Raw genomic sequence first — 18,254 nt, forward strand, 5'->3', positions numbered from 1 at the left:
CAAAGACCCCTTTTTTATTTTATTATATGCGTTCTTGTTTGGTTTTGGCTCTTTAGAGACGAAGGAAGGGTATGAAATCTATGGTTTGGGGTGTTGTCATTATTGTCGTAGGCCTTTGTGTCCTTTTGGGGGCCATCTTTGGAATTAATATTCCGATCATCAAGATTCTTTTCGGTCTTTTCTTAGTTTATTTGGGTGTGAAGGTGATCTTCGGAGCCTTTTCCTGGAATTTTGATTTTAAGGCAGAGAAACGCTCTTCCGATCACGAAGCGGTCTTTGCCAAGGCGCAGTTCCAGTATCCCAATGCCAAAGAGGCGCGGGAGTATGTGACGGTGTTTGGCTCTTCCCAGTTGGATTTATCCGAGGCTGAGGATCTGACCGAACAAAGTCTTGAAACGGTCACTGTGTTTGGGGAGAGCGAGATCGTGGTGAAGAAGGGTCTGCCTCTTCGAGTGGAATCCAATACGGTTTTTGCAAAGTCTGAATTTCCCGGAAAAAATATTTCCGCTTTTGGACAATTCCACTATACGACCCCAGGGCTGAAAGAGGGTGATCCCGCTTTGAACCTTAAGGTGACGGTGGTTTTTGGTTCCTTGAAAGTGACTGAAAAAGACTAATGCAGTGTGATTTGGCTAGAGTCCAAGGTGTTTGGTACTCTGCCTCTGTTTTTCATCTATGGGGAGTTAGCTTAGTTGGTTAAAGCAGCCGGCTCATAACCGGCGGATCGGGGGTTCAAGTCCCTCACTCCCTACCATTTTCGAAGCCACCTATCGGTGGTTTTATCGTAATTAAAATAAGTAGAATAATAACAACAGGTTGAGCCAATAGAGGCTTCTAGCTTCATTTTGTCCAATATCCCGCAAAAACCCGCGAAATAACGGCAGTTGATAGAGTTTTGTAGTAGTCGCTGTAGCAGTCGTCATGATTGCTACAGTTGTCTTTTGCAAGATCTACGGATGTACCCCAGGGGGTGTCCTCGAACGTCTACGAACTTACCCTACCATCGCGACGCAAGCGTGTGTGCGTGTGTGGTGAATTTTGGGGGTATATCCCCTCAGCTTCTTTCTTCTATTTAGCTGCTCGATTTCAAAGAGCGTTTGATCGAAATGGGAGGCAATTTGAACTCAGTCAAACGTCTTGTGAAAATCCGAGTGGCCGTGATTTTTACTATGGTTAAGCGGATTTGTGTATTTCATGACGGATTAAGTCTGCCCTGTCACACAAATCACATTGAGGATGAGTTGTGGAATTAAAATCAATTTTACGAAAACTCATCAAGGAGAAGGGGCTTACAGTTGCAAGCCTTTCGAGAGGTACAAAAGTGCCTGTACAAACACTTCATGGATGGCTTCATGGTGTAGAGCCAAAAAGTGTTCGCCAGTTAAAGATTGTGGCCGATTATCTTGATGTTAATCTGGACTACCTTTGTTTTGGTATTAAACATAAAGTAGATTATCCCAAAATTGAAAAGTTTGAAGATGAAATCAATGCTGGTGTTTTTGAGGTGGTTCTTCGGAGGATAAAGAAGTGAAAGATACACAATTATGGCACTGATTCAATGTAAGGAATGCAGTAAGACTGTTTCTGATGATGCCAAGTCATGTCCTCATTGCGGATATACTGGAATAGTAAAGGATCGAAAACGTGCTGAAGAAGAGGCGATTATGGCTACTACTGGCGGTAAGGTTACTTATGCCGTCATAGTTTTTTTGCTACTTTGGGGAGTTTATAGTTGTGTTAGACCAAGTTCTAAAAATAAGCAGATAAGTTATTCAGCTCTTTCAGAGGTTCATCAGAAACTTGCTGATGATTGCATGAGATGGGTGGACTATAAGAGGGGTGATCCCCTTATCAGAGGTATGGACAACCCAGAAAGCCATGAGACGCGAATTACTCTCAATACTGATCAGGGTTCGTTTACCAGATGTGACTATCAGACAAAATCTGGGGAGCGAGTAAAAGCTGAATGGATTCTGAATGGTGAAATTGTTAAAACATACTGAGGAAAAGTGATGAAAAGTATTCTATTGATTATAATGCTTATGATTTCGGCCTGTGCATTCACCCCTCATCGTGATGCCCGCGAATATCCTGTGAAAATTGAAAATACCCCAGAACCCAAAGGTATTGCAATTAAGGTTTATACTTCCACTCCATTGGATAATGTTGTTGGGAAGATAAAAAATGGTTGGGGTATGGAAACTGCTGATATTTCTATCCCGCAAAAAAGGACAAATGTCTTGCAGCAGGCTCTTGAGGCGGAGTTGAAGTTGACTGGTTATCAAGTGAAAGACGATTCATCAAATGCACTACTATCTCGGATCAATCAATATGAAATCGAGATAGCCCAGGAGGGCGGTGCGGTTGGTTATTACTCGATTTGTGACGTTAATATATATCTGAAGACAAAGTCTGGATTGTTTGAAAGGAACGTCGTTGCCACTGACAAGGTCACATCTTATTGGGCCGTGACAGCAAAAGACGGTGTTGACTCATTTTACAAAGTTACCCAAGAGTGCGCTAAAAGTATTGTGAAGTTGGTTGAGGAGAAAAAACTATGAAGGTGATCGTTTTGCTTCTCGCAGTTTTTACTCTCTGTAGTTGCGTTACCCGAAACAAGGTCTTTTTCAACAAGACAACTGGTTCAAGATGGGTCTCAGTCGATAATCCGAGTGAGTTTCTGACCGATTCAGAGCTACAATTCTTGGGTGAGAGAAAGTCGTCTATGCCAAGCATAAAGAAATGATCTAGCAAAGTTCTCGGATGTTCTCAAAATTAGGCTTATGCGTGTAGGTGATCTGAATTGGTGTTCAAGAGAGGAATTTTTCAAGAACCCATTTAAGATGGCCGAAACAGAATGAACCAATGGGAGCCTGTGTGTCATACGGAAGCGCACCTCAGCACTTAGAGCTAGGTCTTTTCATTGTCAAGCCTTCGGAACTACTTTATTATTCACAAAGTAAGGTTTGAGTATGGTAATTCAAAAGGAAAGAAATTTAGATGCCTTTTTGGCCCGATTCTTTAGTGAATCGACTATTCGCTCTTTTATTAAGAACCAAGATTCAGCTCACCCAATTCTTAAAGAGTTTTATCATCTGATGCGCGAGTCGGAAATTCAATTTGATGGCTCAACATATCGAGATTTATTTGAATTTGCTTTCACTCATTTAAAGAAAAATTATCGTAACGAGTATATCTATAAGAATGCAATCGCCAAAAATATACTTCTTGGTAAGCATTCCTTGAACACATCTTTTATGCTTCAAGAGTTTCGTATTGGAAAATGTAAGGCCGATACTCTTGTATTAAATGGTACAGCGAATGTTTATGAAATTAAGTCAGAACTAGACTCTCTCGATCGACTTCAAAAGCAAATAGATACTTATACTCAAGTCTTTGATATGGTCCATGTTATTACATACCCGGGGCAGGGTGAAAAAATAAAACAGGTCGTGCCGAAAAGCATTGGTGTGATGGAGTTAAGCCGCAAAAATAGTATTTCAATTCTTAGAGAAGCCAAATCGGGAAAGAAGAATATTGTGCCGTCTATGCTATTTGATTCCTTAAGAAAAAGTGAGTATCAGGCGATCATTCGAGATTATTACGGTCATGAACCAATAGTTCCCAACACACAGGCATATCAAGTTTATAAAGATCTTTTCGTGAAGATCAAGCCCAGCGAGGCACATGATTTGGCTGTCACTTATCTTAAAAAGAGGGGCGACAGTATTCTACTTAAGGATTTTATTTCCTCTGTACCTGAATGTTTTAAGTCTCTTTCCATAAGCGCTCATTTCTCAAAAGATGAAATCGATGAGATTTCGAAGCTTTTTAACTCTGATCTACCGATAGCGGGGTAAAAAATGTATTTTCCGTATTTTCGAGGAAAGCAGTACGAGTTAATTACTTTGAGAGAAATGGCCGCAGATCTTGCCGGGAATTCAATTGTTCCAATCTTGGAACCTGTTAGGGAAAATCATGCGGGCCTCCAGCGATGTATCTCTGAGTTGCGAAAGGCAGATGTGCCATTTGTCTTGATAATCAACCCCAAGCATGGTGATTTTAAGAATGATAATCGTGTGTTAGTGGATGATATAGTAAATGGAGAACTCAAGGGGTACGAAAACTTTCAAGTAGGTTACTTAATTCACAGTGATAGTGAGCTGTCTGACATTATTAGTGCCCTGATCCCATTTTCTGATCGAAAACTTGCTCTTGTTCATTATGGTTATCCCGATGGTGCCGTTCTGGCAAATGAGCTAAATACAAAAAAAGTTACTCTCGAGTCGAATATTTTCATAGCTGGTCATTGCGGAACTCTCTATAGAAGACACTTCAAAGGGTCGGCTAAAAGTTCTGTCCTAATCAAAGACGGGTTTAAAAAAGAGAAGAATGCCGATTACCCACAAGATGAAGAGTTTTCAGAATTGCATCTAACCTATGAAGATAAAGGTGTGAACGCCTTTGGAGACTTTTTAACTGTCGGAGATGACTACTCGGAGTCTGGTGGACCAGCGTATGCCGTAGCTCTTCATCTAACCTATTTCAGAAAAGACGAAGTTATAAATATTAAACATTTTGTTTCAGACCGTACAGATTCTCCGGTCGATCCAGCAGGAAAGTTTCTAGAGGCTCTTCAAAAGCTAGTTTATGAAGTCGAATCTCCAGGATCACTTGTTCTCGAAACTTCGTCTGTTAGGGAGTTTAAACAACTATACTCAGATGGACATTTTCCTGGCTTGGGTTATGTTAAAAAGCTTTCTATGAAACATCATCTAGAGTTAATGTTAAGTTTTCTGAAGTAAGCCGATGATCTGCGAAAATTGTTTTAGCGACAGATTTCTATCGAATGAAATTAAATTGAAAGGTAACCTGCTTCAGGGGGCGTGTCAGCATTGCGGGGCCAACAACGTTTATGCTGTGGCAGGGCAAAATTTAGCCGATCTTATTTCTCCTGTATTGAGTTTATATATTCAGACTGATGATGAGGGGGCAAAAAGTCTTTTTGAATATTTTAGGAGAGACTGGAGCCTCTTAACGAAGCCATCTGACATTAGCTGTGCTTTGATTTTGGACGAGATATTTTATGGCGAAAACATATCGCAAAAGAAATTTCGATCCAAACAGTCTCAAACATCACGATTGAGTTTGTGGGATAATTTTCAAGATGAGCTAAAGCACATCAATAGATTTTTTCCGAAAACTAAAATTATTGACACTGAAGATTTGAGAAATCTCTTTAGTTTTTTAATTCTTAAATCACCGCCGAGTAATTTTTATCGAGCAAGAATTAGTGATGGAAAGGAACTGTTTTCGCTAGAGCAGATGGGGCGGCCCCCTGCCAGGATCGCTAAAGGTGGTCGCGCGAATCCAGTAGGCATATCTTATTTATATACTGCATCCGACGAGCAAACGGCCATTTCTGAGGTTCGTCCCAATGTGGCCGACAAAATATGTGTTGCTAAATTTTCCGTAAATTCTTCAGTTACCCTTTTGGATCTCAGGAACCCACGGGAAACAATTTCACCATTTGCTATTGATGCTGACAATTTACTTAAGCTTCTTAATGATCTCGAGTTTTTATGTCATTTGGGAGAGCAGCTATCCAAAGCCATTTTGCCAAGGGAAGCAGACTTAGAGTATCTTGCATGTCAATACCTCTGTGAGATGGTTAAGCATTTTAACTATGATGGAGTTGTTTATAAGAGTTCGGTGGGTCCAGGATTTAATGTAGCATTTTTTGATGATTCAAAAGTTACTGCTATTGAAGAAGTTAATTTGTTTTCAGTGGCAGGTGTAGACTATCGTGCGCAGGTTGTTTAATTAAAGTATACGGTTGAAAGAAAAACAGAGGTTATTAAATTGATGGCTGTTTTTAAAATGAATCAGGTTGGTTAGTTGAAAAGGCAATATAGGGTAAAACAAAAAATTGGTCGTTTTTTGGTATTAACGAATGTTGATGAGTGGATTCCTCGTTCAAAGAATGATCAGTCGATAGCAAAAAAAATAAATGGTCTTTCGGATAAACAATTTGAATCCGTTGTGAATCAGGTATTGCACTATGAATTAACAAGACTGTTTTATTATTACTCTGATCTAGTCCTTTCATTAAAGCTTCGAAATTATATGAATCTTTTAAAATCTGACATAATGAGACTTTCTGGTTTTTCAATCTCATCCCAGAAATCCAAAATACTTGAAGGAATGATTGAGAAAAAATTTTGTGAAGTAGAGAAGGTTGTCAGCTCACTTTGGATCTCAGAGAATTTTCTGATACTTTCTCCGGAACACTATATTTCAACATTCGAAGAGATAGCAGATATTATCGGTGAGCGAGACCCAAAGAGTACAAAAAAGATTCGAGACGACATAAAGTACGAATTTTATAGTGGAATCGAAAAGGTGAGATGGTTGTTTTGTTTCAAATTCAATCGTTCCTATCGATTGCACTTTGAAGCCTTTCTACAACAAAAGATTTTGAATGACTTGAAAATATCCAACTTTTTAAGGGGTGGAAAATCACAAAAAAAGGCAGTGGATATAAAGACGTTTGAAGATGTAAGATATCGATTTCTGAAGTCATATAAGCGTTAACCGACAATAGATAGACAAAAGATGATTGTATTGTCTGGATCATTACATAGGAAATTGTTCTAAAAAGTCTCCAAAATTGGAGGCATAAATGACTAAATCTAAAAATGACGACATTAAAGACTCAGTATTGAGTGATCTGTTGGGTAACCATCTCGCACAGCTATTTTTGGGATCACAAGGAGAGCCTTGTATTTCATTAGTGGAAAATGGAAAGGCAAAAACGATGATTCTTGGCTCGAATCACTGGCGGGGCTGGTTGATTCGATATGTTCGAGCGAATAATTTGTCGATTTCGCAGTATCATAGAGATGAGATAACCGAGGAGCTTTGCGCCCTTTCAGAAGAGGGTGGGAGGAAGAATGTTCAGGTCCGAATTGCTCGTACCGAAGACTCAGTTCAAATTGACTTAAACGATGATTCTTTTGATGTCGTCCACATATCGGATCTACAGCAGGGCTTTAAGTTGGGGCAGCCTGAAAAAGTATTCCTCTTTCGTCCCAACAAACAGAGTTCTCTACCGAAGCCAATTTTGGGTGATAGGGATGAATTCATTGAAAAGTTTCAAGAGCTTATGCCTGAATTTGCACTTGGGCATTGGTTATTAGTTCTTACATTTATTTTGAAATCTTTAAATCGAGATCGTGGAGCGTTTGCTATCCTTCTGGTTAGTGGGCCACAAGGGGCGGGTAAGACAATTCTGTCTCGACGTATTAAAGCGCTAATTGATCCATCAGAGCCTCCTGAGCTTTCCCCTCCAAAGAATTCTGACGATATTGTTATTGCTTCCAGAAATTCATACCTACTGGTTTATGAGAACATGTCTGGCATTTCCCCTGAAATGGCTGACATATTTTGTCGGTTGGCTACTGGAGGTGGTATCTCAAAGAGGCAGCTTTACACTGACCATGAGGAGGTCTTCTACAAAATTCATCGACCGGTGATTATCAATGGGATTGATGAGCCAAGTAATAGACCTGACTTTCTTGATAGGTGCGTGGTGTTGGAGTTAAAGCCTCTGGCTCCAGGTCAAAGAATAGCGGAAACTAATTTAAACTGTGATTTCGAAGCTAACCTACCTTTACTTTTGGGTGGTCTCTACTCACTGTTAGCTGACTGTTTAGCCATTTTACCAAAAATTCATTCTGAAATAAATAGTCTGCCGAGAATGACTGACTTTGCTTTGATGGGTATTGCGATTGAACAAGTATTAAATTTGAAGCCTGGGTTGTTTTTGGATCTTTATGAAAGAAACAGATTCTCTCAGATTGAAAATACCTTTTGGAATGATGATTTGTGTTTAGCAATTTATCAAAATCTTGAAAAGGCTCCCGGTAATAAAATTGAGGGTACTGCAAATGAGCTTATGAAAACTTTGTTTGATAAGCGGAGCGGTTTAGTCGGTCCGCGTAAAGCTAGGGGCTTCACGGGATGGATGAAGCGAATTGAACCGCTGCTTAAGACCATGGGCATAGTAGTAGAGCGTCCCCCGCGGTCAGCACAAAGACGAGTAATTATAATTCGGTCTCTAAGGCCATTAACAAAACCGCCTGGCCAAATAAAGATTGTTAGGTATGGAAATGTGCCTAGAGGTTCAGACAGTGATTTCTTGTAGAAATATTTTATATGGTCACAATCGTCATCAGCGTCATAATGACGATTGTGACCGTTGTGACAGGAGCGCAACTTGCACTTGGTGTTCTTTTATGAGAGATCCAGAAGAAAATCGGGGAGAGAATAAGTCTTTCTCTGAAGGCTCTTTGAAATTTGAGTGGCTGAATAGTGAAGAAGCCGCAAAGTTTTTGCGGATATCGGTGAAGGCCCTGCGTAATATGACTTCAAACGGTCAATTGCCGTATTATAAGTTAGGTCGCAGGAACCGTTATCGAAAAGATGAGCTAGAAACCTTATTGCGCTCCCAGAAAAGGGGCCAATATGGGAATTAAGTTAGAAAGTAAGACCGGGACTTACTCCGTTTCTTATGCAAAAAGACATCCGATTACTCGTCAACCTATGGGACTGATTCGTAAAGGGATTAAATCTAAAGCAGAGGCAAATCGGATCTATGCTGAGTTGATTGTAAAAGTGGAAGAGAAGATAAAAAAAAAGGTCATTCCCACATGGGAGATCTTTTTGGATCAATATTTTGAGGCCATCAAGCTAGCAGGATTGATGAACTCCACGGTTTACAATCGAGAGAAGGTTTTGCGGCACCATACGACGGAAGCTTGGGGAGAAAAGTATGTGGATGAAATCACAACAGAGGAAATCCACAAGCTTCTCAATGAGCGCTTAGGCAGTAATGCTGAAGCCCATAAGAAGTTTTTCATTAAGTGCATACGTGGAGCCTTCCAATATGCTCTTGAGCAGGGGATAATTATCAGAAATCCAACCCCCCTTTTGAAGTTCAAGATTAAGGATAAGATTAAGTCTGTGTTGACCGAGGATCAGATCGTACTTCTTCTTAGGAGTGCCCAGGCAACAAAGTGGGATTGGTATCCCCATTACGCCGTGGCTCTCTATACCGGGATGAGAAATGGTGAGCTATACGCTCTAACATGGGACAAGGTGAGTCTGGAGAAAAGACAGATTCTTGTGAATGTTTCATGGAGCAGTAAGGATGGGTACAAATCCACTAAGTCGGGTGATGATCGAATTGTGGAGATTCCAACGCCGTTATTGCCGACACTGAAAGAGTTGAAACTTCAGTCGGCAGGTAGTGACTTTGTTTTGCCTAGATTAAGTAAGTGGGACAAAGGGGAGCAGGCACGTGAGTTGAGGTTTCTTCTGGCCTCATTGGGTTTACCCCAAATTCGGTTTCATGATCTAAGGGCGTCTTGGGCAACACTGCTATTAAATAAAGGCGTTGCCCCCAGTAAGGTCATGGCAATGGGAGGCTGGAAGGATATGGACACAATGATGATCTATATGCGGAAGGCTGGAATCGACATTAAAAACTCAACCAGTGTCCTTGATAATATGGAAACACATGGTGTTACCATCGGAAAAGTCGTAGAACTCAGGTCGATGTAACATATTGTTCGAGTGGGAGCAAAGAGGCATTGAAATCATTGAAGATTTCTATCCTCCGCACTCCCTACCATCCTCATCGCGGCTCCATAGGAGCAACCACAATAAACGTAGATGACTTTTTTCATAAGCGTCCCTAGCCTAGAGATATGCGGGGTCGTTTGCTTGGATATTTGATACTTACACTGGTCGTCCTGTGGGGCGGCCCACAGATGGCTTGGGCTAATCTAGAGGCTCAGCCTAGACCAAAGGCTAAGAAAGCAACTCCCAAATCCAAGGTTCCTGAGGCGCTTCCTGAAGAAAGTGTTCTTGAGATTGGGGGAACCTATCTTGAAGAGACTCGAAAAACTGTTTCCAATCGTGTGCTTCGCTTGGCGGATAAGGTGGACTCTCTTTTTGGAGATCGCAGAGCGGATGACCGTAAAAACACAAGCACGTTGCGCGTAGGGCAGACGTTTTTTGTGAAAGACGGAACGACGGGGGCTGAGGATATCGAAGCCACCTTGAACCTTTATTTGCCGAACTTTCAAAGAGTTCAGGAAAAAGTTACTGACACCCTGATGTCCGTGGCGCGCGAAGACACTGACGTGACCGAAGTAGATCCTGAAAAATTCAATAAAGAAAGCCAATGGGATCTGAACCAAGAAAGTGGTGTGGTGATCGCCAATCCCATTAATTACTTTGGGCGACTTCGTCTTAGAAGAGACTGGTTGTTGGGAAAATTCGTTCATTCATTCTATGAGCAGGTGGGGTGGTCAAAAAGAAGCGAATGGGAGGAAGTGACGTCCTTAACTTCGGACTATGCCCTCACGCGAGACCTTTTATTCCGTTTTATAAACGAAAAGTATTGGGCCATGACAAATAATGGGCTGAGTTCTGCGCACGGGCCCTCGTTGTTGCAGCAGATTTCTGAAACGAGCGCGATTTCCTACGACCTTCGCTATAATACGATTTATGAGGACTATACGTTCTATAGCAACCGAGTCAGTCTGGCTTCTGTCTATCGTCGAGAATTGCCCGTAAAGTGGGTATTCCTGGAAATTCATCCAGAAATTGCGTGGGAGCGGGAAACAAACTTCCGCGCGCTTTATAATTTGTATATCAAGTTTGAATTCGTCTTCGGCAAAATTTAAGGAATCTAATGAAAATAAGAGCTAGTCACATTTTGGTGCAACACCAATATGAAGCAGAAGATCTTCTGCGCGCATTAAAGGACGGGAAGAGTTTTGAAGAGTTGGCTCGACGCCACTCCAAGTGTTCTTCGGCGTCGCAGGGGGGGGACCTGGGGTCTTTTGCTTCGGGGCGCATGGATGAAAACTTTGAAGAGGCCGCTTTTGCTCTGAAGGTGGGGCAGATCTCGACAAAACCCGTGCGCACGAAGTTTGGTTATCATCTCATCAAAAGAACAGAGTAAAAACTTAAAACTCACCTTTGGTTTGGGTCTCTATTTTTCCAATAGATCTGCTGGCTTTTTATTAGCAAATCCTAAAAACTATCAAGAATAAATTTTTTTGGAGGAGCTATGAGCTTAAAAGGATTGTGGAGCGTTTGTATTTTGTCTTTGTTGGGAGCCATCACCGCACAAGCGGCGGTCGTAAAAGACAATTCTTTTCTGATCGAAGAGGCTTACAATCAAGAGCCCGGAGTGGTTCAGTTCATTCAAACCTATCAGTATCTCGATCCTGTGCATGAGTGGGGGTATTCATTCACGAATGAGATTCCTGTGCCTGATGAAACACATCAGTTTTCCTATGTTATTCCCGTTGCTAAAAAGAATAGTGGCACTGACGATCAAACCCAGGTGGGCGACGTCTTGTTGAACTACCGTTACCAATTGATGAACACCGAGATGATCTCCATTGCACCTCGCTTCTCTTTGATCGTTCCTACGGGGGATTATAAAAAAGGTTTTGGTAACGGCGTTGTGGGGTTTCAATTCAATCAGGCGATTTCGATCGCCCTTAACGAGAAGTGGACCAATCACTGGAATGCGGGATTCACTTACACTCCAGATGCTAAAAACAGCCTTGGTGAAACGGCCTCTTTGTTTGGATTTAATTTTGGTACAAGTGTGATCTACAACGTGACTCCAAAAACAAATTTGATCTGTGAATTTGTTATGAACAACAATGAAAACGTGGCCGCTCAAGACACCAAAGGCAGCAGTTCGACTTACTATGTAGTTCCTGGGATTCGCAGTGCTTTTGCGGTGGGCGAAGAGACCGAGGTGGTTCCTGGTATCGCTGCCATGTTGGGTGCGGGCCCTTCTGCGGAACAACATGAAAGAGGCGTTTTCCTCTATCTTTCTATTGAATCGAAGCTTTGGTAGTTATCCAGACCTAAACAAACACGGTGGAAGATATTTCTATCAAATATTTTTCCACTTGTGGAAAAAGTCCTGATTAGCTTTTGGACAGTCTCAAAGACATTCAATTTCTAATATGAGTCGACCGAAGACTCCTCCATAGCACGGAGGAGTCTTTTTTATGATTCGAACCACATCTTTAAAAAGAACAGTCTTTTTATTCTTTGCTCTGGGATTGGCGGCGTGTGCACGCTCGAACGATTGGCCCAGTATTGATGAATCGGGAAACGAGAGCGCCTCTGTTGTTGAGCCCACTCCTGACGTGACGCCTTCGCCGGTGACAGGGGAGCCCCCAGCGCCGACTCCCACGGAGCCAGGGAGTGATGTTGCCGTTACCAGTCAGAAACTGTTGCTCAATCAAGCGATGACCTTGCGATACGAAAAAGCCGGTGTGTTGGAAGCAAAGATCGAACTGCCTGAAGGCACTCAGATCGAAGTTCCGACAAACTATGATGTGAAACATTTGGATTTCAGAAACTCGAGTGGAAACATTGAAAGATCCAGTACAGGTTTCCTGTATCCAGTGAAGATTGTATCAGTGGCGTCGCAGTATGTGTCCCAGTTTCCCCAGAAGAAAATTGATGAGATCAATCAAACCAGCGGGGGTCTTTTTATTTTTGCCTCCATTGTGGGAAGCCTTGAAGGTTCTGACGGAAACTTTGCGGTGGTGGCCGGCTCCACGCCCGGAGCTGGCTTTTTAAAATACTATGATCCGACCGGAAAGCCTAAGTTCAAGTATACCAATTCGGTCACAAAACGTTTCGGAGCGCGATTAAACAAAGGAGTCAGTCCAAGTTCCTTGTCGGCAGCTCAAAAGCAAAAGTGGGACAGCATCTATAGTGAACTCAAGAAGGCGGTAAATCGGACGGTGGCGACGCCAAAATCCTATTTGATGATGGACAAAGCGAAGGCCACTCAATGGTCGATCAATTTCGAAAAATCAGGTGTGATTTCCCCTTTGGGAGCTTGGACTATTGCGACGCAAGCAACGGCGGTTCGACATGGATTTTCGAATGTGCCATGTGCGGAGTTTCAATCAGAACTTTTACGACAAGCTTATCAGCGCGCGGGATACCGTGTGACGGAGGACTTTAGTAAAGGCAAAGGGAATGAACTTATTTGGTCGAACTCGGCAGCCGTGGTGAATTTCTCTATGGCTCTCTACAAAGCCGGATGGGTGCCCTGGGATTCTACGCTGTATCGCCCTATTCTGGGTTCGTTTCTGATGAATGGCTCTGGGTTGACTCCGGGTCATACTTATATTTCTGCCGGAGACGACGGGATGATTATTGTGGATAACGGAGCACCTCAAGGCCGTGATCTGCGTAAGACCACGGAAAAGACCATCTCGATCATGTATCAAACGGGGGTCTTCTTTCTGCCTCCCGGAATCACGCCGCCCGCTTGGTAAGGGTCAGAATATTTCCAAGAAGGCAAAGAAGGACGCCCACCAAAATATAGGGCGTCCATTTGAAGTTCTCAAAGAAGCTTGAAAGAATAATGGCAATGACCGGAGAGATCACGCTGGTGTAGGCCGCTTTCTCAGCACCAATTTTCCCTGCCAACGAGAGGTAGGCGCCGAAGGCAATGACGGATCCAAAAAGAGATAAATAAAGTAAAGCTCCCAGAAATCTTCCCGTCAGTGGAATGGCGAGAGAGTCTCCGTGGATCAGCGCCACGATCAAAGTAAAAAGACTTCCATAAAACATACCAAAAGTATTTGTGACAACGACGGGAATACGCAGTTGATAACTTTTCTGGGCCACCATATTTCCCGTCGAGGCGGAAAGAGTGGCTAAGAATCCAATCAGCAGACCTAAGATCGTTTTAGAGTTCGGATCAAAATGTAAAATTTCATTGAGAAAGATAAAAATGATTCCTATTCCGCCCAAAGCAGAACCAATAATCACATTTCTGGTGATGGGTTTTTTAAAGAAAAGACGCATCCCAAATATGTTGTAATAGACAAGGACTGTGAAACTTAATGCGACCAGACCCGAGCTGATCATCGTTTCAGCAATATAAGTCAGCATATAATTGACGGAGAACATGAAGACACCTTGAGCTGCAAAGAGCACGTGTTCGCGGCGAGAATATCTCAAGTTCTGTTTTTTAAAGAAACAAAAGGCCGCCAAAATTCCGGCCGCGACTAGGAAGCGCCAAAAAACTGATGTGACCGGAGAAGCGGCATCGACCTGAAAGGTGATGACTAACCAAGTGGATCCCCAAATAAGCGTGCAAATGGAATACAGGATCAGGTTTTCAAATCGTGAAGACATCTTTAGATAAGTCCCATCCGCCGTCGAACGGCATTCGAAGAGAGTACTCACTTTTTACCTGCCAAGCAACACATCAAAAAATTGAGTCTTGTCAGGAACGGCAAAGAAATATGCCGTTCTGTAAGGAGAAGAGGATACTAAAGATGAGTTGAAGGAAAGGAGGTCCCTATGCTTAGAGCCGCTATTACTTTTTTCATTATTGCGATTGTGGCTTTTATTTTTGGTGCCTCGGGAGTTGCCGGTATGTCTATGGAGATTGGTCGACTGCTACTCATGGTATTCTTGGCCTTGGCGATCATCAGTTTTCTTATAAATCTGATGGGCCGTCGCGGGCATCGATAAAAAAAGCCCCGGGATTCCGGGGCTTTTTTAATTAATCTTCATCATCTTCGTAGTCGTCATCGTCCTCATCGTAGTCGTCATCATCATCTTCATCGTCTTCGTCCTCTTCATCGAGGTCTTCATCCGCTTCGATGCGCACAAGCCAGCCCTCTTCATAAGGATCTTCGATGATAAGTGAAGGTTCCTCAATAACCTGACTGTTGATTTCAATAACGGTTCCAGAGACCGGAGAATAGATATCCAAAGGACCGTCATCTGTTTCCAATGTTCCAATGACAACGTCAGCGTCGACTTTTTCCTGCTCTGCAGGAAGCTCGACGGAGCTGATTTCTTCAAAGTCTTCTAAGCCGTCCTCATTGATTCCGATGGTAATAACGCCATCTTCCTGACGAATCCAAAGATAGCCCATAAAATTTCTTACGTCGTCTGATCCCATTTTCTTTCCCTAAGTTTAAGTTACGGTACGAGTAAAAACCCGTACCGCGTCCAGTCTTTTAGCAATCGTAATATAAATGGAACTCGTAGGGAACAGGTCTTTGTTGAATTGGACGTACTTCTTTGTCGATTTTATATTGAATCCAAGTCTCAATGAGGTCCTCACTAAAGACATCGCCCTTTTTCAGGAAGCTGCCATTGGCCTGCAGGTTGCTCAAAGACTCTTCCAAAGTGCCAGGAACAGAAGGAATTGCCGCGGCTTCTTGAGGAGGAAGACCGTAAATATCCTTATCCAATGGATCACCGGGGTGGATCTTATTGATAATACCATCAAGTCCAGCCATTAAAATCGCAGCTTCCGCCAAATAAATATTGGCGGCAGGGTCTGGGGTGCGGAACTCGATACGTTTTGCCTTTGGATTGGGGCCTGAGTTCGGAATTCTCATTGCTGCAGAGCGGTTCTTGAAGCTGTACGCTAGCTTTGTTGGAGCTTCAAAGCCGGGAACCAGACGTTTATAGGAATTTGTTGTCGGATTGATAATTCCGCACAAAGCCGGAGCGTGTTTAAGAACGCCACCGATATAATAAAGAGCCATTTCCGAAAGACCCGCATATTTGTTTCCTGCAAAAAGATTTTTACCGTCTTTCCACAAAGACATATGAATATGCATTCCTGAACCATTATCGCCAAAAAGAGGTTTTGGCATGAACGTGACGGTTTTGCCGTAACGTTTTGCTACGTTTCTAACGATGTACTTAAACCACATCATCTTGTCGCCCATGTTCAGAGCGGTATCAAAACGGAAGTTGATTTCACCTTGACCCGCAGAAGCGACTTCATGGTGATGACGCTCAACCTGCATGCCGCATCTTTCAAGCTCTAGACAAATTTCAGTGCGAAGATCTTGTTGAGAATCCGTAGGAAGTGCCGGGAAGTAACCTTCTTTGCTGCGAATCTTGTAACCAAGATTTCGACCGCCTTCGTCTCGACCGGTGTTCCATGCGGCTTCGTCACTATCGATCATGTAGAACGCAGAATTGCTGGTTTGTTCGTAGCGAACATCATCAAAAATAAAGAACTCAGCCTCAGGACCGAAGTAAGCCGTGTCAGCAATTCCTGTTGATTGCATGTAGGCGATCGCTTTTTTCACGATTTGACGAGGATCTCTGTTGTAAGGTTGCAAAGTCTCAGGCAAACAAACGTCGCAAATCAAAGAAAGGGTGGGCACCTGCATGAAGGGGTCCATCATGGCGGTGGTTGGGTCTGGCATAATGATCATGTCAGACTCTTCAATACCTCTCCAGCCGCGAATGGAGCTTCCATCAAAACCGAAGCCGTCTTCGAAGGCCTCTTCGGTCAGTTGGTGAAGAGGAACGGTGAGATGCTGCCAAGTTCCGATCATGTCACAGAACTTGAGATCGACCATTTTTGCGCCTTTTTCATTGGCGAACTTCAGGACTTCTTTTGCTTTCATTTGTTGGGTCATGGGGCCTCCGAGCCGTTCTATAAAAATATCTACAGTGCCTGTTCGTCCTTCTCACCAGTGCGAATGCGAAGGACGGACTCTACAGGGAGAACGAAAATTTTTCCGTCACCAATTTTGCCTGTGTGAGCCGTTTTACGAATGGCCTCCACAGCGCTTTCGACAAGTGCCGAGGGTAAAACCACTTCGATTTTAATTTTGGGAAGAAAGTCTACGACGTATTCGGCGCCTTTATAAACTTCAGTGCGCCCTTTTTGTCTTCCGAATCCGCGAACTTCTGAGACAGTGATCCCTTCTACGCCGACCTCTGAGAGAGCATCGACCACATCATCGAGTTTGAAGGGTTTTATAATGGCCTCAATTTTTTTCATCTAACTTCTTTGTGCTGAAAGGAAGTCCTCAATCAATTTGCAAAAGGATAACAAAAGGTTTGAAGAAAGCAAAAACAGATAAAGTCATTTTATTTTTTTAATGAGCTCATAACGCGAACCAGTAAGTGTCACCTCTTGGTAAAAAAGATCGACTCCCTTGAAAGCGGCTTGCGGTGCTTTGTGGTTTTTGGTACACACGGGTCCACTTTTTCGAAAAACCATCAATGTTGTCGTACTCGGGGGGGATAATGACTACTGCGCGATTTTTCGTCTATGGATCTTTTTGTGAGGGCATGGTTCACTTTTCAAAGATCCAAAATTTCATGGAATCTTCAATATTTGCAAGGGTTAAGGCCACGGCCTACCGTCTGAAAGTAGGCTTTCCGGCGATGGTCAAGGGGGGCAGTGATTTGGTTCCGGGCCAGCTTGTGGAGCTTAAGGGATCCGATTTATTGGTATCTCTTTTGGATGAGTTCTTTGGCTTTAATCGCCAAGATCCAGAGAGGAGCCTTTATTCTAGAGAAGAAGTGGATGTTTTTCCAGAAGGCGCTTCACAGCCCGTAAAGGCGTGGGTTTATTTTTTGAATCCACTCAAAATGCCGGTCAACGCCTCGGTTATTCCTGGGGGAGACTGGAAAAGATCTTTAGAAGAGCAGCCCTCTTTGACTTCTCGTTTGACGGAAAAACAAGTGACCTATATTCAAAGATTAGGGCGTTCGACTGGCCGAGAGATCGTTCCTATTGATCTGAATCTTTACCGTGAGCTTATGAATTTAGAGCTGATTGTAGATAAAGGTCGCCGTTTGGCTCTTTCTAAACTTGGCCAAGAGGTTTATAAACATCTTGCCTGAGTCTCAAAAGCTTTTTCGTATTGTTCTCATTGAGCCCGAGATTCCTCAAAACACGGGGAACATCGGGCGCAGTTGTGTCGCCACGAACTGTGAGCTCCATCTTGTGGGCAAAATGGGTTTTGAAATCAACGACACAAATCTCAAAAGAGCTGGCCTTGATTACTGGCCTCACCTGACATGGCATCGCCACGAAACATTCGCAGACTGGTGGAAACTCGTAGAAGATCCTTCTCGAGTTTGGCTATTTACGACGAAGACCCAACGCACCTACTTTGAACCCGACTACAAACCCGGAGACTGGCTTGTCTTCGGCAAAGAAACCAAGGGCCTCGATCCCGATCTTCTTCTCAAATATCCCAATCAAACGGTTACAATCCCCATGATCGGCGAAGGCGCAAGAAGCCTCAACCTCGCCACCAGCGTCGCTATTGCCGCCTACGAAGGCGTCAGACAAATCAACTTTAAAAAATAGCCATCCAAGACCTTGCTTCGAGCGACGGATTTGC

22 protein-coding genes and 1 tRNA gene are annotated in these 18,254 nt (G+C 43.1%); 19 read left to right on the forward strand and 4 right to left on the reverse strand.

Annotated elements, in window-relative coordinates; all coding sequences use genetic code 11:
- Positions 1–71: 71 nt before the first annotated feature.
- The 16 genes from ACM64D_RS00820 (at position 72) to ACM64D_RS00895 (ending at position 13,397) form a co-directional block, all read left to right on the forward strand.
- Complete coding sequence (locus tag ACM64D_RS00820; protein WP_415061279.1) at positions 72–617, forward strand: hypothetical protein; 546 nt, start codon at positions 72–74, stop codon at positions 615–617.
- A 60-nt stretch (positions 618–677) separates the two neighbouring features.
- Positions 678–754 (forward strand) — tRNA-Met (locus ACM64D_RS00825).
- Between the two features lie 489 nt (positions 755–1,243).
- Complete coding sequence (locus ACM64D_RS00830; RefSeq protein ID WP_415061280.1) at positions 1,244–1,531, forward strand: helix-turn-helix domain-containing protein; 288 nt, start codon at positions 1,244–1,246, stop codon at positions 1,529–1,531.
- 13 nt (positions 1,532–1,544) lie between these two features.
- Complete coding sequence (locus ACM64D_RS00835) at positions 1,545–2,003, forward strand: zinc ribbon domain-containing protein (RefSeq protein WP_415061281.1); 459 nt, start codon at positions 1,545–1,547, stop codon at positions 2,001–2,003.
- Positions 2,004–2,012: 9 nt separating this feature from the next.
- Positions 2,013–2,561, forward strand: coding sequence for a hypothetical protein (locus ACM64D_RS00840; RefSeq protein WP_415061282.1), 549 nt, complete (start codon positions 2,013–2,015; stop codon positions 2,559–2,561).
- A gap of 411 nt (positions 2,562–2,972) precedes the next feature.
- The gene (locus tag ACM64D_RS00845) at positions 2,973–3,860 is read left to right on the forward strand and encodes a sce7726 family protein (RefSeq protein WP_415061283.1); all 888 of its coding nucleotides are present in this window, start codon (positions 2,973–2,975) and stop codon (positions 3,858–3,860) included.
- A gap of 3 nt (positions 3,861–3,863) precedes the next feature.
- Entirely contained in the window at positions 3,864–4,805 is a 942-nt protein-coding gene (locus ACM64D_RS00850; RefSeq protein ID WP_415061284.1) for a sce7725 family protein, read from the forward strand.
- 4 nt (positions 4,806–4,809) lie between these two features.
- Positions 4,810–5,823 (forward strand): RES family NAD+ phosphorylase, encoded by a 1,014-nt coding sequence (locus tag ACM64D_RS00855; protein ID WP_415061285.1) that lies wholly within the window; start codon positions 4,810–4,812, stop codon positions 5,821–5,823.
- A gap of 75 nt (positions 5,824–5,898) precedes the next feature.
- A complete protein-coding gene (locus tag ACM64D_RS00860) occupies positions 5,899–6,594 on the forward strand; it encodes a hypothetical protein (protein WP_415061286.1) in 696 nt (231 codons plus the stop codon).
- An 88-nt stretch (positions 6,595–6,682) separates the two neighbouring features.
- Positions 6,683–8,206 (forward strand): hypothetical protein, encoded by a 1,524-nt coding sequence (locus ACM64D_RS00865; RefSeq protein WP_415061287.1) that lies wholly within the window; start codon positions 6,683–6,685, stop codon positions 8,204–8,206.
- 91 nt (positions 8,207–8,297) lie between these two features.
- Positions 8,298–8,537 (forward strand): helix-turn-helix domain-containing protein, encoded by a 240-nt coding sequence (locus ACM64D_RS00870; protein WP_415061288.1) that lies wholly within the window; start codon positions 8,298–8,300, stop codon positions 8,535–8,537.
- The gene (locus tag ACM64D_RS00875; RefSeq protein WP_415061289.1) at positions 8,527–9,624 is read left to right on the forward strand and encodes a tyrosine-type recombinase/integrase; all 1,098 of its coding nucleotides are present in this window, start codon (positions 8,527–8,529) and stop codon (positions 9,622–9,624) included. The genes ACM64D_RS00870 and ACM64D_RS00875 overlap by 11 nt, the downstream gene beginning before the upstream one ends.
- Before the next feature lie 146 nt (positions 9,625–9,770).
- Positions 9,771–10,754: a hypothetical protein gene (locus ACM64D_RS00880; RefSeq protein WP_415061290.1), complete on the forward strand. Its 984-nt coding sequence runs from the start codon at positions 9,771–9,773 to the stop codon at positions 10,752–10,754.
- A gap of 8 nt (positions 10,755–10,762) precedes the next feature.
- Positions 10,763–11,035, forward strand: a complete 273-nt coding sequence (locus tag ACM64D_RS00885) for a peptidylprolyl isomerase (RefSeq protein ID WP_415061291.1) — start codon at positions 10,763–10,765, stop codon at positions 11,033–11,035.
- 108 nt (positions 11,036–11,143) lie between these two features.
- A complete protein-coding gene (locus ACM64D_RS00890) occupies positions 11,144–11,950 on the forward strand; it encodes a transporter (RefSeq protein ID WP_415061292.1) in 807 nt (268 codons plus the stop codon).
- A gap of 157 nt (positions 11,951–12,107) precedes the next feature.
- Positions 12,108–13,397, forward strand: coding sequence for a hypothetical protein (locus ACM64D_RS00895; protein WP_415061293.1), 1,290 nt, complete (start codon positions 12,108–12,110; stop codon positions 13,395–13,397).
- On the opposite strand, the gene ACM64D_RS00900 is transcribed toward ACM64D_RS00895, so the two are convergent.
- A complete protein-coding gene (locus ACM64D_RS00900; RefSeq protein ID WP_415061294.1) occupies positions 13,378–14,316 on the reverse strand; it encodes a DMT family transporter in 939 nt (312 codons plus the stop codon). The two genes, ACM64D_RS00895 and ACM64D_RS00900, sit on opposite strands and share 20 nt — an antisense overlap.
- Positions 14,317–14,433: 117 nt before the next feature.
- On the opposite strand from ACM64D_RS00900, the gene ACM64D_RS00905 reads away from it, so the two are divergent.
- Positions 14,434–14,607 (forward strand): DUF1328 domain-containing protein, encoded by a 174-nt coding sequence (locus ACM64D_RS00905; protein WP_415061295.1) that lies wholly within the window; start codon positions 14,434–14,436, stop codon positions 14,605–14,607.
- 31 nt (positions 14,608–14,638) lie between these two features.
- On the opposite strand, the gene ACM64D_RS00910 is transcribed toward ACM64D_RS00905, so the two are convergent.
- From ACM64D_RS00910 to ACM64D_RS00920, 3 genes are read right to left on the reverse strand one after another with little or no spacing between them, the layout of a single operon-like run.
- Positions 14,639–15,043, reverse strand: coding sequence for a glycine cleavage system protein H (locus ACM64D_RS00910; RefSeq protein ID WP_415061296.1), 405 nt, complete (start codon positions 15,041–15,043; stop codon positions 14,639–14,641).
- Between the two features lie 58 nt (positions 15,044–15,101).
- A complete protein-coding gene (gene glnA / locus ACM64D_RS00915) occupies positions 15,102–16,517 on the reverse strand; it encodes a type I glutamate--ammonia ligase (RefSeq protein ID WP_415061344.1) in 1,416 nt (471 codons plus the stop codon).
- A gap of 41 nt (positions 16,518–16,558) precedes the next feature.
- Positions 16,559–16,897: a P-II family nitrogen regulator gene (locus tag ACM64D_RS00920; protein WP_415061297.1), complete on the reverse strand. Its 339-nt coding sequence runs from the start codon at positions 16,895–16,897 to the stop codon at positions 16,559–16,561.
- A gap of 248 nt (positions 16,898–17,145) precedes the next feature.
- Here ACM64D_RS00920 and ACM64D_RS00925 point away from each other — a divergent pair, with 248 nt between their 5' ends.
- Positions 17,146–17,748, forward strand: a complete 603-nt coding sequence (locus ACM64D_RS00925; protein ID WP_415061298.1) for a gamma-glutamylcyclotransferase family protein — start codon at positions 17,146–17,148, stop codon at positions 17,746–17,748.
- A complete protein-coding gene (locus ACM64D_RS00930) occupies positions 17,741–18,220 on the forward strand; it encodes a tRNA (cytidine(34)-2'-O)-methyltransferase (protein ID WP_415061299.1) in 480 nt (159 codons plus the stop codon). The genes ACM64D_RS00925 and ACM64D_RS00930 overlap by 8 nt, the downstream gene beginning before the upstream one ends.
- Positions 18,221–18,254 lie beyond the last annotated feature (34 nt).

Source organism: Bdellovibrio sp., assembly GCF_047637665.1.
Taxonomy (GTDB): Bacteria; Bdellovibrionota; Bdellovibrionia; order Bdellovibrionales; family Bdellovibrionaceae; genus Bdellovibrio.